Annotated in this window: 11 protein-coding genes; all 11 read right to left on the bottom strand. The window is 66.2% G+C overall.

The features are described from left to right. Nucleotide 1: 1 nt before the first annotated feature. The 11 genes from ACFQRE_RS12355 to ACFQRE_RS12305 all read right to left on the bottom strand — a co-directional run bounded on the left by ACFQRE_RS12355 (nucleotide 2) and on the right by ACFQRE_RS12305 (nucleotide 15,124). The gene (locus tag ACFQRE_RS12355; RefSeq protein ID WP_380122700.1) at nucleotides 2-3,892 is read right to left on the bottom strand and encodes a DNA-directed RNA polymerase subunit beta'; all 3,891 of its coding nucleotides are present in this window, start codon (nucleotides 3,890-3,892) and stop codon (nucleotides 2-4) included. Nucleotides 3,893-4,004: 112 nt separating this feature from the next. Beyond that, nucleotides 4,005-7,493: a DNA-directed RNA polymerase subunit beta gene (rpoB, locus tag ACFQRE_RS12350; protein ID WP_380122698.1), complete on the bottom strand. Its 3,489-nt coding sequence runs from the start codon at nucleotides 7,491-7,493 to the stop codon at nucleotides 4,005-4,007. A 433-nt stretch (nucleotides 7,494-7,926) separates the two neighbouring features. Continuing rightward, nucleotides 7,927-8,316: a 50S ribosomal protein L7/L12 gene (gene rplL / locus ACFQRE_RS12345; RefSeq protein WP_380122696.1), complete on the bottom strand. Its 390-nt coding sequence runs from the start codon at nucleotides 8,314-8,316 to the stop codon at nucleotides 7,927-7,929. A gap of 78 nt (nucleotides 8,317-8,394) precedes the next feature. Then, nucleotides 8,395-9,030 (bottom strand): 50S ribosomal protein L10, encoded by a 636-nt coding sequence (gene rplJ, locus ACFQRE_RS12340; protein ID WP_380122695.1) that lies wholly within the window; start codon nucleotides 9,028-9,030, stop codon nucleotides 8,395-8,397. A 235-nt stretch (nucleotides 9,031-9,265) separates the two neighbouring features. Beyond that, nucleotides 9,266-9,391 carry a hypothetical protein gene (locus tag ACFQRE_RS12335; RefSeq protein ID WP_380122693.1) on the bottom strand — a complete coding sequence of 42 codons (126 nt, stop codon included), beginning with the start codon at nucleotides 9,389-9,391 and terminating at the stop codon, nucleotides 9,266-9,268. A gap of 12 nt (nucleotides 9,392-9,403) precedes the next feature. Further along, nucleotides 9,404-10,150, bottom strand: a complete 747-nt coding sequence (locus tag ACFQRE_RS12330) for a hypothetical protein (RefSeq protein ID WP_380122691.1) — start codon at nucleotides 10,148-10,150, stop codon at nucleotides 9,404-9,406. A 65-nt stretch (nucleotides 10,151-10,215) separates the two neighbouring features. Then, a complete protein-coding gene (locus ACFQRE_RS12325; protein WP_380122689.1) occupies nucleotides 10,216-10,935 on the bottom strand; it encodes a hypothetical protein in 720 nt (239 codons plus the stop codon). After that, nucleotides 10,919-11,410, bottom strand: coding sequence for a hypothetical protein (locus ACFQRE_RS12320; RefSeq protein WP_380122687.1), 492 nt, complete (start codon nucleotides 11,408-11,410; stop codon nucleotides 10,919-10,921). Before ACFQRE_RS12320 ends, ACFQRE_RS12325 begins: the two co-directional genes overlap by 17 nt. After that, nucleotides 11,407-12,678, bottom strand: coding sequence for an MCE family protein (locus ACFQRE_RS12315; RefSeq protein ID WP_380122685.1), 1,272 nt, complete (start codon nucleotides 12,676-12,678; stop codon nucleotides 11,407-11,409). Before ACFQRE_RS12315 ends, ACFQRE_RS12320 begins: the two co-directional genes overlap by 4 nt. After that, on the bottom strand, nucleotides 12,675-13,901 hold the full coding sequence (locus ACFQRE_RS12310) for an MCE family protein (RefSeq protein WP_380122683.1): 1,227 nt from the start codon (nucleotides 13,899-13,901) through the stop codon (nucleotides 12,675-12,677). The genes ACFQRE_RS12315 and ACFQRE_RS12310 overlap by 4 nt, the downstream gene beginning before the upstream one ends. After that, nucleotides 13,898-15,124 carry an MCE family protein gene (locus ACFQRE_RS12305; protein ID WP_380122681.1) on the bottom strand — a complete coding sequence of 409 codons (1,227 nt, stop codon included), beginning with the start codon at nucleotides 15,122-15,124 and terminating at the stop codon, nucleotides 13,898-13,900. Before ACFQRE_RS12305 ends, ACFQRE_RS12310 begins: the two co-directional genes overlap by 4 nt. Nucleotides 15,125-15,135 lie beyond the last annotated feature (11 nt).

Genomic DNA, 15,135 nt, shown 5'->3' with positions numbered 1-15,135 from the left:
ATCAGAGCCGGTCGAGACCGAGCTCGCTGTCGTCGAGCCGGACGGCCTCGCCCGAACCCGCACCGAAGCCCGGGTAGGCGAACTCGTCGTAGTTCGGCATCGAGTACATCGCGGCCTTGGCCTCTTCGGTCGGCTCCACGTTGATGTTGCGGTAGCGGAGCAGGCCCGTCCCGGCAGGGATGAGCTTTCCGAGGATGACGTTCTCCTTGAGGCCGAGGAGGGTGTCGGACTTGCCCTCCATGGCTGCCTCGGTGAGGACGCGGGTGGTCTCCTGGAAGGAGGCCGCCGACAGCCAGGACTCCGTTGCCAGCGAGGCCTTGGTGATACCCATGAGCTCGGGACGACCCGAGGCAGGAGTGCCACCCTCAGCGACGACGCGACGGTTCTCGTCCTCGAAGCGACCACGCTCGGCGAGCATGCCCGGAAGCAGGTCCGCGTCGCCGGCCTCGATGATCGTGATCCGGCGGAGCATCTGCCGGACGATGACCTCGATGTGCTTGTCGTGGATCGACACACCCTGCTGGCGGTAGACGTGCTGGACCTCGTCGACAAGGTGCATCTGCACCTTGCGCGGACCGAGGATGCGCAGCACCTGCTTCGGGTCGATGGAACCCACGGTGAACTGGGTTCCGACCTCGACGCTCTGACCGTCGGTGATGAGCAGGCGGGCGCGCTTGCTGACCGGGTAGGCGTGCTCTTCCGAGCCGTCGTCCGGCGTGAGCAGGATGCGACGAGCCTTGTCGGTCTCGTCGATCGTGACGCGGCCACTGGCCTCGGCGATCGGCGAGACACCCTTGGGGGTGCGGGCCTCGAAGAGCTCGACCACACGCGGCAGACCCTGCGTGATGTCGTCGCCAGCCACACCACCGGTGTGGAAGGTACGCATCGTGAGCTGGGTACCGGGCTCACCGATCGACTGGGCCGCGATGATGCCGACGGCCTCACCGATGTCGACGAGCTTGCCGGTCGCGAGCGAACGGCCGTAGCAGAGCGCACACGTTCCGACCTTGCTGTCGCAGGTCAGGACCGAGCGGACCTTGACGCTGTCGACACCGGCCGCGAAGAGCGCGCCGATGACGAGGTCACCGAGGTCGATGCCGGCCTCGGCGAGAGTCTCGCCGTCCTTGACGACGTCCTCTGCCAGCGTGCGGGCGTAGACCGAGGTCTCGACGTCGTCGTGGACGGTCCGGTTGCCCGAACGCTCGTCGGTCGCCGCGATCGGCATGGCCAGACCACGGTCGGTGCCACAGTCGTCCTCACGGATGATGACGTCCTGCGACACGTCGACGAGACGACGCGTGAGGTAACCCGAGTCAGCCGTACGCAGCGCGGTGTCAGCAAGACCCTTGCGCGAACCGTGCGTGGAGATGAAGAACTCGAGCACCGACAGACCCTCGCGGAAGTTCGCGCGGATCGGGCGGGGGATGATCTCGCCCTTCGGGTTGGACACGAGTCCACGCATGCCGGCGATCTGGCGCAGCTGCATCCAGTTACCGCGAGCACCCGAGCTCACCATGCGGAAGATGGTGTTGGTGGCCGGAATGTTGGCCTCCATCTCCTTGGCGACCTCGTTGGTGGCCTGGGTCCAGATCTCGATGAGCTCCTGACGACGCTCGTCGTCCGTGATGAGACCACGCTCGTACTGAACCTGGACCTTGGTGGCCTTGACCTCGTAGCCCTCGAGGATCTCGAGCTTGCGCGGAGGCGTGACGACGTCGGAGATGGCGACCGTGATGCCGGACCGCGTGGCCCAGTGGAAGCCGTACTCCTTGAGTGCGTCGAGCGAGGCCGCGACCTGCACCTTGGTGTAGCGCTCGGCGAGGTCGTTGACGATCGTCGAGAGAGCCTTCTTGTCAACCTGGTGGTTGATGAACGGGTAGTCCAGGGGAAGCGTCTCGTTGAAGAGCGCGCGACCCAGGGTCGTGTCCGCAAGCCACTCGGCGAGGTAACCCTCGTCGTCGACCTCGAGGCCCTCGGGCAGGACCGCACCCGGCGTCGGAACGACGTGGTGGAGGCGGATCTTGACCGGCGTGCCCAGCAGGATCTCGCCGGCGTCGAAGGCCATGCGGGCCTCGTAGACGGTCGAGAAGACCCGGCCCTCACCCTGGCTGCCCTCAATGGGCGAGGTCAGGTGGAACAGGCCGATGATCATGTCCTGGGTCGGCATGGTGACGGGGCGACCGTCAGCCGGCTTGAGGATGTTGTTGCTCGAGAGCATGAGGATGCGGGCCTCGGCCTGCGCCTCTGCGGAGAGCGGCACGTGCACGGCCATCTGGTCACCGTCGAAGTCCGCGTTGAAGGCGGTGCAGACGAGCGGGTGGATCTGGATGGCCTTGCCCTCGACGAGCTGAGGCTCGAAGGCCTGGATGCCGAGGCGGTGCAGCGTGGGTGCACGGTTGAGCAGAACCGGGTGCTCGGTGATGACCTCTTCGAGGACATCCCACACGACGGAACGGTGACGCTCGACCATGCGCTTGGCCGACTTGATGTTCTGCGCGTGGTCGAGGTCCACCAGACGCTTCATCACGAACGGCTTGAACAGCTCGAGAGCCATCTGCTTGGGCAGACCACACTGGTGCAGCTTGAGCTGCGGGCCGACGACGATGACCGAACGGCCGGAGTAGTCGACGCGCTTGCCGAGGAGGTTCTGACGGAAGCGCCCCTGCTTGCCCTTGAGCATGTCGGACAGCGACTTGAGCGGACGGTTGCCGGGACCCGTGACCGGGCGACCACGACGACCGTTGTCGAAGAGGCTGTCGACGGCCTCCTGCAGCATCCGCTTCTCGTTGTTGACGATGATCTCGGGTGCGCCGAGGTCAAGCAGTCGCTTGAGGCGGTTGTTGCGGTTGATGACGCGACGGTAGAGGTCGTTGAGGTCCGACGTCGCGAAGCGGCCACCGTCGAGCTGCACCATCGGGCGCAGGTCCGGCGGGATGACCGGGACGGCGTCAAGAACCATGCCGGCCGGCTTGTTCGTCGTCGTCATGAAGGCCGAGACGACCTTGAGGCGCTTGAGCGAACGGGTCTTCTTCTGACCCTTGCCCGTGGCGATGATCTCGCGCAGGAGCTCGGCCTCGGCCTCGAGGTCGAAGGACTCCAGACGCTTCTGGATCGCCGCGGCACCCATGCCACCCTCGAAGTACAGACCGAAGCGGTCACGCATCTCGCGGTAGAGGATCTCGTCGCCCTCGAGGTCCTGGACCTTGAGGTTCTTGAACCGGTCCCACACCTGCGCGAGACGCTCGACCTGAGCGTCCGCACGCTTGCGGATCTGGTTCATCTCGCGCTCGGCGGAGTCGCGGACCTTGCGCTTGGCGTCGGACTTGGCGCCCTCGGCCTCGAGTGCGGCAATGTCGCCCTCGAGCTTCTTGGCGCGGGTGTCGACGTCGGCGTCGCGACGGTTCTCGAGCTCCTTCTTCTCGACCTCGATCTGCGCCTCGAGCGAGGGCAGGTCGGTGTGGCGCTGGTCCACATCGACGCTCGTGATCATGTACGCGGCGAAGTAGATGACCTTCTCGAGGTCCTTCGGCGCGAGGTCGAGCAGGTAGCCCAGGCGTGACGGGACGCCCTTGAAGTACCAGATGTGGGTGACGGGGGCGGCGAGCTCGATGTGGCCCATCCGCTCACGACGCACGGCCGCACGGGTCACCTCGACGCCGCAGCGCTCACAGATGATGCCCTTGAAGCGGACGCGCTTGTACTTGCCACAGGCGCACTCCCAGTCCCGGGTCGGACCGAAGATCTTCTCGCAGAAGAGTCCGTCCTTCTCGGGCTTGAGGGTGCGGTAGTTGATGGTTTCGGGCTTCTTCACCTCACCATGGCTCCACTCACGGATGGAGTCGGCGGTGGCGAGGCCAATGCGCAGTTCGTCGAAGAAATTGACGTCGAGCACGTGGTTCCTTCTCTCGTGTCTCTTGTAAGTCTGAAAGTGGGTCAGAAACAGGCTGGGTATGCCGTGCGCTCACCGAGCGCTTCGTGCGTCAGGTGCGCGCACGGCATACCGATCAGACCTCTTCGACCGAACTGGGCTCGCGACGCGACAGGTCGATCCCGAGCTCCTCTGCCGCACGGAAGACGTCTTCCTCGGCGTCGTGCATCTCGATCGCCTGGCCATCACTGGACAGGACCTCGACGTTGAGACACAGGCTCTGCATTTCCTTGATGAGCACCTTGAAGGACTCGGGAATGCCGGGCTCGGGGATGTTGTCGCCCTTGACGATGGCCTCGTAGACCTTCACGCGACCGTTGACGTCGTCCGACTTGATGGTGAGCAGCTCCTGCAGCGCGTAGGCCGCGCCGTAGGCCTCAAGTGCCCAGACCTCCATCTCACCGAAGCGCTGGCCACCGAACTGGGCCTTACCGCCGAGCGGCTGCTGGGTGATCATCGAGTACGGGCCCGTGCTGCGCGCGTGGATCTTGTCATCCACGAGGTGGTGCAGCTTGAGGATGTACATGTAGCCCACCGACACCGGCTCCGGGTACGGCTCGCCGGAGCGACCGTCGAAGAGCGGCGTCTTGCCGGAACCGTCGATGAGACGGACACCGTCACGGGTCTCGCGGGTGCTGTCGAGCAGGCCCACGATCTCGTCCTCGCGCACACCATCGAACACGGGCGACGCGACACGGGTGCCGGGCTGCGCGGAACGGGCGTCGTCGGGGATGAGGTTGGCCCAGTCGGGGTTGCCCACGATCTCCCAGCCGCGGCTCGCGGCCCAACCCAGGTGCAGCTCGAGGATCTGGCCGATGTTCATTCGACCGGGGACACCGAGCGGGTTGAGCACGACGTCGACCGGCGTGCCGTCCTCGAGGAACGGCATGTCCTCGACGGGGAGGATCTTGGAGATGACGCCCTTGTTGCCGTGACGACCGGCGAGCTTGTCGCCGTCCGTGATCTTGCGCTTGTTGGCAACGTGGACGCGCACCAGCTGGTTCACGCCCGGGGGAAGCTCGTCGCCCTCGTCCTTGTCGAACACCTTGACGCCGATGACCGTGCCGGTCTCGCCGTGAGGCACCTTGAGGGACGTGTCGCGAACCTCGCGCGCCTTCTCACCGAAGATCGCACGGAGCAGACGCTCCTCCGGGGTCAGCTCGGTCTCGCCCTTGGGCGTGACCTTGCCGACGAGGAGGTCGCCATCGCGGACCTCTGCACCGATGCGGATGATCCCGCGCTCGTCGAGGTCTGCGAGGACCTCTTCGGAGACGTTGGGGATGTCCCGGGTGATCTCCTCGGGGCCGAGCTTGGTGTCGCGGGCGTCGACCTCGTGCTCCTCGATGTGAATCGAGGAGAGGACGTCGTCCTGCACCAGACGCTGGCTGAGGATGATCGCGTCTTCGTAGTTGTGGCCTTCCCACGGCATGAATGCCACGAGGAGGTTGCGACCCAGGGCCATCTCGCCACCGTCGGTCGCAGGACCGTCGGCGATGAGGCCACTCTTTTCGACGCGGTCACCCTCGGAGACGATGACGCGCTGGTTGTAGCTGTTGCCCTGGTTGGACCGGGTGAACTTGTCGATCCGGTACGTACGGGACGTGCCGTCATCAGCAGCAACGGTGACGAGGTCAGCCGAAACCTCAGTGACCACGCCCGCCTTTTCGGCGATGACGACGTCACCGGAGTCGACAGCGGCGCGCAGCTCCATGCCGGTGCCGACGAGCGGGGCCTCGGCCTTGACCAGCGGCACCGCCTGACGCTGCATGTTGGAACCCATGAGCGCACGGTTGGCGTCGTCGTGCTCGAGGAACGGGATGAGCGCGGTTGCGGCCGAGACCATCTGGCGAGCCGAGACGTCGATGTAGTCGACGTCGTCGGCCGGGATGTACTCGACCTCGCCACCCTTGACGCGCACGAGCACGCGCTCGCTGGTGAAACGCTCACCAGCAGCGTCGAGCGCCGCGTTCGCCTGGGCGATGACGTGCTCGTCCTCTTCGTCAGCCGACAGGTAGTGGATCTCGTCGGTGACCCGACCCTTGGTGACCTTGCGGTACGGGGTCTCGATGAAGCCGAACGCGTTGATGCGGCCGTAGGACGCGAGCGAGCCGATCAGACCGATGTTGGGACCCTCAGGGGTCTCGATCGGGCACATGCGGCCGTAGTGCGACGGGTGGACGTCACGCACGTCCATGCCGGCGCGGTCACGGGAGAGACCACCCGGGCCCAACGCGGACAGGCGACGCTTGTGCGTCAGTCCGGAGAGCGGGTTGTTCTGGTCCATGAACTGCGACAGCTGCGAGGTTCCGAAGAACTCCTTGATCGAGGCCACCACGGGGCGGATGTTGATCAGGGTCTGCGGCGTGATCGCCTCGACGTCCTGGGTCGTCATCCGCTCGCGGACGACGCGCTCCATCCGGGACAGGCCCGTGCGGACCTGGTTCTGGATGAGCTCGCCGACGTTGCGCAGGCGACGGTTGCCGAAGTGGTCGATGTCGTCGGTCTCGACGCGAATCGCGACGTCTTCACCCTTGCGACGGCCCGGGAGGGTCTCGTCACCGTTGTGCAGAGCCACGATGTACTTGATCGTCGCGACGATGTCGTTGACGTTCAGCGTCGAGTCGGTGAGCTCGCCCTCGATACCCAGCTTCTTGTTGATCTTGTAGCGACCAACCTTGGCAAGGTCGTAGCGCTTGCCGTTGAAGTAGAGGTTGTCGAGCAGGTTCTGCGCGGCCTCGCGGGTGGGCGGTTCGCCCGGACGAAGCTTGCGGTAGATGTCGAGCAGGGCGTCGTCCTGGCCCTCGGTGTTGTCCTTGTCGAGGGTGAGCTCGATGGACTCGTAACCGGCGAACTCCTCGCGGATCTGCGCCTCGGTCAGACCGAGCGCCTTGAGGAGGACGGTGACCGACTGCTTGCGCTTGCGGTCGACGCGAACGCCCACCATGTCGCGCTTGTCGATCTCGAACTCGATCCACGCGCCACGGCTCGGGATGATCTTGGCGGTGTAGATGTCCTTGTCGGACGTCTTGTCGGGGGTGCGCTCGAAGTAGACGCCCGGGCTTCGGACGAGCTGCGAGACGACGACACGCTCGGTGCCGTTGATGATGAACGTGCCGCGCTCGGTCATGAGCGGGAAGTCGCCCATGAACACGGTCTGGCTCTTGATCTCACCCGTGGTGTTGTTCATGAACTCCGCGGTGACGAACAGGGGCGCGGAGTAGGTCTGGTCGCGCTCCTTGCAGTCCTCGATGGAGTACTTGACCTCTTCGAAGCGGTGGTCGCGGAACGAGAGCGACATGGAGCCGCTGAAGTCCTCGATCGGGGAGATCTCTTCGAAGATGTCCTCGAGACCCGAACGCTCCGGGACGTCGTCACGGCCGGCGGCGCGTGCCTGAGCGACACGCTCCTGCCAGCGCTCGTTGCCCAGGAGCCAGTCAAAGCTCTCGGTCTGCAGGGCGAGGAGGTCGGGGACCTCCATGGGCTCACGGATCTTGCCGAACGAAAGTCGGCCCGAAGCCGTCAATGCGGTGGTCACGGTCTTGGACGCGGTGCGCGAGGCAGCCAAGGATGGTCCTTCCACTGGCCATGTGTTTTTACGGTGGTCGCACGGCCCACAGCACCCGATCCCCTCTTCGTCGGTGAGCCGAACACGTGCAAGAGCCGGGATGCGGCGGGGGCACGGCGGAGGACGCTCGACGAGAGCGGGCGGAGGTCATGGGCAGGGCAAAGCAACAGTCTAGACCTAAAAGGGCGCAACAGTCCAACCCTGTCCAATCCGCGGGGAGCGCGGGTCGCAGGTCCGGTCATTCATCACAGGCGAGAAGCACGTGGTCTGACCCGGAAAGGATGACTGGCGCAGGCGCGCACGTCAAGCGCCCACCCGGCATACGCCGCATTTTGAGCGCGAAGACGCCCGGACATGCGGAACGGGCGGGACCGATCCAGTGGATCGAACCCGCCCGTTCGCGAGAAGTGCTCAGCCTTGGTGGAGGCTCAGGTCACTTGACCTCGACGGTCGCGCCTGCGGCCTCGAGCTGCTCCTTGGCCTTGTCGGCCGTGGCCTTGTCGACCTTCTCGACGACGGCCTTGGGGGCTCCATCGACGAGGTCCTTGGCCTCCTTGAGACCGAGGGAGGTCAGCGAACGGACCTCCTTGATGACGGCGATCTTCTTGTCGCCGGCAGCGGTCAGGATGACGTCGAACTCGTCCTGCTCCTCAGCGGCGGCAGCGGCGTCGCCGCCACCGGCTGCTGCGACACCAGCAACCGCGACGGGCGCGGCGGCGGTGACGTTGAAGGTCTCCTCGAACTGCTTGACGAACTCGGAGAGCTCGATGAGGGTCATCTCCTTGAAAGCCTCAAGGAGCTCGTCGGTGCTGAGCTTGGCCATGATGGCACCTTTCTACTTTTCGTGTATGCCGTGAGTGGCGGTGGTGTGTTTCCTGGAACCTCAGCACGTGCTGGGGTCTCAGGCGTCGTCGCCACCCGTGGCGACGTTTTCGGTGGCCTCGACCGCAGGTGCGGCGTCGGCGGGGGTCTCCTCAGTGGCAACCTCGGCCTCGGCCTCGGGAGCGGCATCAGCCGGACCCTCGGACTCGACCTTGGCACGCAGCGCGTCGACGACCCGAGCGGTCTGCGACAGCGGCGCGGCGAAGAGGTAGACAGCCTGGGTGAGCGACGCGTTCATCGCGCCGGCCAGCTTGGCGAGAAGCACCTCGCGGGACTCGAGGTCCGCGAGCTTGGTGATCTCCTGCGCAGTGAGAGCCTTGCCGTCAAGCAGGCCGCTCTTGATCACGAGGAGGGGGTGTGCCTTGGCGAAGTCACGCAGGCTCTTGGCAGCCTCAACCGGGTCACCGTCGACAAAGGCGATGGCGGACGGTCCCACGAGCTGGCCGTCGAAGGCCGTGACTCCGGCCTCCTTGGCGGCGAGCTCGGTCAGCGTGTTCTTGACCACGGCGTAGGTCGCGTTGCCACGAAGGGCGCCACGAAGCTCGGTGATCTGTGCCACCGAGAGCCCGCGGTACTCCGTCAGAACAGTGGCGCTGGAGCTACGGAACTTGTCCGCGAGCTCGGCAATCGCCGCCGTCTTGTCTGCACGAGACATTGGGCCTCCTTCCGTTGAGGACGACCTCTGGCTGAAGGCCCGCGACAAAAAGAATGAGCCCCGGCACAGGGCCGGGGCTCGTGATTCATGCGCTCGCAAGCGATGCATGCCTTCGAAACTCGTCCTGCGCTGGTTGCCCGCTCTCGCGGAACCTTCGATCTGGTGCGGGTGCACCAGACAACCGGCGGTCTTTGGTCAAGGGACACAGTACGGGCGGACCGGCCCAGCCACCAAATCACACCGCCCTGTGACCGACTTCGTGCCCCGCACGGACGGCGAGCGCCAGCGAGTTGTCCGTGCGGGGCACGAAGTCGAAATCAAAGACGAGGGCGAGCGCCAGCGAGTTGTCCGTGGGGGGCACGAAGACGATGCCTCAGCTGGAGGGGAAGCTCATCGGGCCGACCTGGTCGGCGGGGGGCTCGGCGATCTCGACCTTCTTGCCCCAGTCGCTGTAGGTGACCTTGATCGACTGGTCGGCAACCTTGGTCGAGATGGTCACCGGACGGTCGTCCTTGCCGAGGACGTAGGTCATGGTGAGTGACTGCGTCGGTGCACTGGCCGACGGGCTCGGGGTGGCGGTCGTGCCGAGCGCCTTGGCCGAGTCGACAGTGAACTCGTAGGTCGAGTTGCCGCCGGCCTGGGACTTGAGCGTGGCCTTGGTGCCCTTGAGGTTCTGCGCCATCTTGGTCGGGTCGCTGATGCCGCCTTCGGCGATGCCCTTGAACATCTGGCTGATCGGGTCCTTGGCCTTTGGGTCGATCTTGACCCACGGCTTGGCCTGGCCGGGCAGACCCTTGAGGAAGACGAAGTCGCCCACGGCGATGATCTCCATCTCGGATCCCTCGACCGGGACCTTGGTGTGCTGCTGCAGCTTGCCATCGACGTATCTGAAGTCGCCAGAAGCCTTTTGGCCGCCGGTCTCCATGGTCATGGTGCCGCTGCCAGCCTTCTCCATGGCGGTGACCATGCGCCCCGCGAGGTCGCCGGCGTCGACCGTGTCACCCTTCGCTTGGCTCGCGCTGGAGTCGGTGGTGCCCTCGGACGAGCTGCACGCGCCGAGCGCGAGCAGACCGGCCAGAGCGAGTGCAGCGCCACCGGAGCGGCGCATCGAGATCTTCATGGGTTCCCTCCCGGTTGAGTGCTTCGAGCCTAACGGCGCGGCCGGGCGGGCCACGAACGCCCTGTTCAGTAGGCCTTGAGGGACGAGACGAGCCAGCGGTTGCCCGACTTCGTCATCGTGGCGATGACGCGGTTCTGGTCGATCGACGGTTCCTTCTGGGTGTCGCTCGTGCGCGCCTGGTTGACGAACGCCTGAACAGTGACGGTGTCGGCTGTCTGCGACATGACACCGGCTTCGTAGACCCGGGCCTTGACCACGGTCTTGTCCTTCTGGGCCAGCGGGACGATCGTCTTGGTCATCGTCTCGCCGAACTCCTGCTTGAAGGCGCCGGTGAGCAACGCCTGGCTCGCCGGCAGCTGCTGGGTCATCGTCGAGTGGTTGTAGCTGAGGATCTGCTCGAGGGCGCTGCGCGCCGTGGCCGTGGCGGCGCTCGCCGCGCGGGGCCGCTCCCCCGGGTCGTTGCGCGTCACGACGAGGACGGTCGCCAACATGGCCACGCACACGACGAGCGCAAGAGCCGGGAAGAGGAGCGACCAAGCGACCTTCTCGTCGCCGGCGTCGGCGACGGCGTCGGCATCATGCGCCTGAACGTCCTCGGACGCGGCGCCGTCGACCGGCTCAGCTCGGTCGTCAGCATCAAGGACATCAGGATCAAGGACGTGAGGACCCACAGCGTCGTCGTGACCCTCAGGGATCTGCGGTTCAGCGTCGATCAACCCGTCCTCGCGAAGGGGTCGACGGCGCTGTCCGGCGACGCGAGGGCGACGGTTAGCCGACGAACTCAAGGCGCTCCACCTTCCACTGCTCACCGACGAGACGCAGACCCAGCTTGGTGCGATAGGTCTTCTTCTCGCCGTGGGGGACGACGGTGTTGCTCGTCGGCGCGATGACCCCGACGATGACGGTCGCGGAGTCGCGATCGCCCGCGACCAGCGCGGCCTCGGAGCGTTCGACCTTGCTCACGGACTTGTTGTCGACGATGACCTTCTTGAGCTCTTCGAGCTGGCTGGTGTAGCTCGCGAGGAACTCCCCCGTGGCACCCGCCTTGACCCGGTTGGTGTCCTCGTCGACCTTGCGGTAGTCGATCGTCGCGAAGTTCACGGCGTACTGGCGACCGGCGGCCAGGGCGTCGGACTGGGCCTGCTCGGTCGCTCGGGCGTTCCACCAGTCGCGGCCTCGGGTCGCCCCGAGAGCCACCGTGGCGACGAGCGCGAGCGCCGCCAGGCCCCAGAGGAGCCTGGCCGTCATCTGGCGGCTCATCGAGCGGCCTCCTGCATGATCCACGACCACGAGTCTGCCCCTGCCGCTCCCCCGGTCGGCGCCTGGGGTGCGAACACCTGCGGCGAACCCTCGGCGGCAGCGGCATTGCCCAACGGCATCATCTGGTTTGCCATGGCCAGCGGGTGCGACGACGCGACCCCGCTGCGTGGCCGAGGTGCGTTCTGGGCGCCACGGACGTTCGAGGCCGACCCGCGCGGGAGCGTGCATCCGGCTTTCGTGTTGGTGGGCGGGAGGTTCCCGGTGCGGTTGGGGTCGGTCTTCTGCGTGCCCTCGTAGCCCTTGGTGCAGGCCGCCGGATCATGCGCAGTCTGCAACCCGAAGTGGGCCGTGCCGTCGCCGGGTACGACCGTGAATCCTCCGGCGACCGCAGCCGGGTAGGTGACGAACATCTGCTCGATGCCATCGATGCGTGAGGTCGTCACCTGGCCGATGGTGATGAGGTTGGCGATGAGCGTCGCGAGATTGGACTGGTTGTCCTTGATGAGGCCCTCGAGCTCCTTGGACGCGACGACACCCCGGTCGAGGATGAGCCGCAGGTCGGTGTCGGACTTCTGAAGGGTCTCGGACAGGTTGGCGAAGTCGGTCGAGAAGTTCTTGATCTGGGGGGCCGTGTCGCGCTGCGTGTCGAGGACCGTCTTGCTCTGCTGGAGCAGGCGCACCGTCTCGGGAAGCGCGTCGATCGCTGCCTGCGTGAGGAGGTTGCCGTTGTCGATGAGGCGAGCCAGGTCCGGTCCCGACCCTTCGAAGCCGGCACCCAGCTCGTCGATGACCGTGCGCAGGTCGTCCTGGTCGACCGACTTGACGGTCTTGTCGACGTCGAGCAGCAGTTCGTCGACGCGGATCGGGTATGCCGTGTCCTTGCGCGGGATCGTGTCTCCCGATGCGAGGACGGGACCCCCGAAGGATCGTGGCTGCAGGTCGAGGTACTGCTCACCGACCGCCGAACGGTTCTCGACGATCGCGAGGGTGTCCTTGGGAACCTCGGACCCGCGGTCCAGCTGGGCCTGGACGAGAACGCCGTCCTTCTCGAGCTCCAGGCCGGTCACCCGACCGACCTTCACGCCGCGGTAGGTGACTTCGGACCCCACGAAGATCCCGCCGGACTGCGCAAAGCTTGCCGAGAACGACGCACCACCTCCGAGGAGGCGCTGGGTGAGACCGATGTAGTTCGCCGAAAGGATCGACACACCGACGATCGTGATGATGAGGAACGCCACGAGCTGCGCCTTGGTGAAGTTGCGGATCATGCCGCACCCCCGCCGTAGAGCGCGGTCCACGAGGTGTCGCGGCCGGTCTCGTCACTGAGGCAGAGCGGCGGACACAAGGGGTTCTTGGGCGTCGTCGTCGGCACCGGCACCCTGGGCACCGGCACCGTGGGCACCGGCACCGTGGGCACCGGCACGGTCGGGACCGGAACCGAGGGGAGGGGCAGCGGCGGCAGGGACGCGCCCGGAATCGGGGAACCGGGCAGCCCGTTGCCGAGCAGCTTGAGCTCACTCAGGTCGAGGTCGGCGGTGATGGACAGGTTGACGAAGTCACCCTTGATGGCCTCCAGCATCTTGTCCGGGAAGGGATAGGTCAACAGGATCTCGAGGGACTGGGGCAGGGCGTCACCCGCCGCGTTGAGCTGGGTCAGGATCGGGGCGAGAAGCTTGAGGTTGGCGAGCATGTCGTCCTTGGAACCCTGGATCACCTTGGTCCCGACGGCCCCCAGTCGACTGAGCGCCTGGAGCATCTGGGTGAGCTGGATGCGCTGGTCAGCGAGAACCTTGAGCCCCTTGGGGAGCTCCTCGAGCGTCTTGCCGATGAGCTCCTTCTGGGCCGCGAGCCTGGCGGCGAGCTGGTCGACCGCGTCGATGGCCCGCACGATCTCGCCCTTCTGGTCCTCGAGCCCACCGATGAACGTGTTGAGCTGCCCGATGAGGTGCTTGATCTCGTCGGTGTTGCCCCGCAGCGCGTTGTTGAGCTCCCTCTCGATGACAGCGAGCTGGGCGATGCCCCCACCGTTGAGGAGGAGCGACATCGCTGACAGGACCTCTTCGACCTCGGGGTTGCGGTTCGTGCGGTCGAGGGGGATCAGGTCGCCGTCGGACAGCGTGCCCACTCCCTTGCCGTCGGCCGGAGCTGCGAGGGAGATGTACTTCTCCCCCAACAACGAGGTCTGCTTGAGCTCGGCCGTCGCGTTGTCCGGCAGCTTGCTCGACGTCGGGACCGACAACGTCACCCGGGCCGTCCACCCGTTGAGCTCGATGTCCTCCACCTGGCCCACGGACACCTCGTTGATCTTGACCGCGGACTTGGGGACGAGGTCAAGAACGTCGGCGAAGTCGACCTTGACCCGCATCGAAGGCCCGTCGCCCTTGGCCCCACCGGGCAGCGGCAGGTCGAAGGCACCGTTGCACGAGCTCAGGGTCAGGGTCACGACGACCGCGAGCGCTACGGCGCGCAGGGCGCGCACGGCATACGTCATGGCTTCTCCTTCGGAAGGAGGCCGCCGAGTGTCGGGTCGGCCCCGCGGATCGTCACGTCCACGGTCTCGGGCTTCGCCGTCGCAGCAGCCGCCGCCGGGGCCACGAGCGGTGCCACGCCAGGTGTGGTCAGTGCCGTGGGGATGGCCGAGAGGCCGGGCAGGTTGAGGAGTCCGGGGATCAACCCACCCTTGGGGATGAGGCTCTGGAGCAGGGTGCACAGGTTGGGGTTGGCGTTGCCCGTGCCGGTCGGTCCGGTGAGGAGGGAACACAGGACGAGGGCTGGGTCATCGAGGCCGACGATGTTGGTGCGGGTGTCGAGCGAGCCGGAGGCCGAGTTGTAGGCGAGCCCGAGGTTGGACAGGGCCACCGGCGCGTTGTCCAACGTGCTCGCCAGGGCATCACGCTTGGACGCGACTGCCGTGGTCAGCTGGGTGAGCTGGTCCACGTCCTCGGTGAGCACCGCCCGGTTGTCCTTGACGAAGCTCGAGATCTCGCTGAGTGCCACCGCGAGGTTCTTGAGGGCGGCCGAGAGGTCGTCGCGCTCGCCGTCGAGCTGGTCGGAGACCTTGGACAGGTCGGTGTTGAGACGGCGCACCTGCGCGTCGTTGGTCGCGAGCATCCCGGTGAAGGTCTCGAGGTTCTTCACCGTGGCGAAGAGGTCACCGCGCCCCTCCGCAAACGTCTGAACCGCCTGTGACAGACCGCGATTCATGTCGTTGAGGTTCTGGCCGTTGCCCTTGAGGTTGCGCGCACTCGTGTCGAGCACGCGACTCAGCGCACCCTCCTTGTTGGCCCCTTCCGGGCCCAACGCGACCATCAGGTCGTCGAGGGACTGGGAGATCCGGTCTAGCTCGACCGGGACCGCCGTGCGTTCACGCGGGATGGCGGCACCGTCCTGCAGGACCGGACCGGACGTGTATGCCGGGAGCAGCTGGACGTAGCGGTCGCTCACGAGCGACGGCGCGACGACTGCTGCCTGGGCGTTCGCCGGAACCTTGACGTCCTGGTCGACCTCGAAGGTCACGCGCACCGTCTCACCACGCGGCTCGACCGCAGTCACCTTGCCGACCCTGACACCGAGCACGCGGACGTCGGAGCCGGCATAGAGGCCGACCGCTCGCGCGAAGTCGCCCGTCACCGTGACCTTCTCACCACGGGGCCACCACAGGAAGGCGCCCGCGACGAGGCCGACGACGACGAGCGCCGCGACGACCTTGCTCATGACTGAGCTCT

The sequence above is a fragment of the Knoellia pratensis genome (assembly GCF_042666395.1).
Classification (GTDB): Bacteria; Actinomycetota; Actinomycetes; order Actinomycetales; family Dermatophilaceae; genus Knoellia; species Knoellia pratensis.
This window is presented reverse-complemented; position numbering and strand designations above follow the sequence as displayed.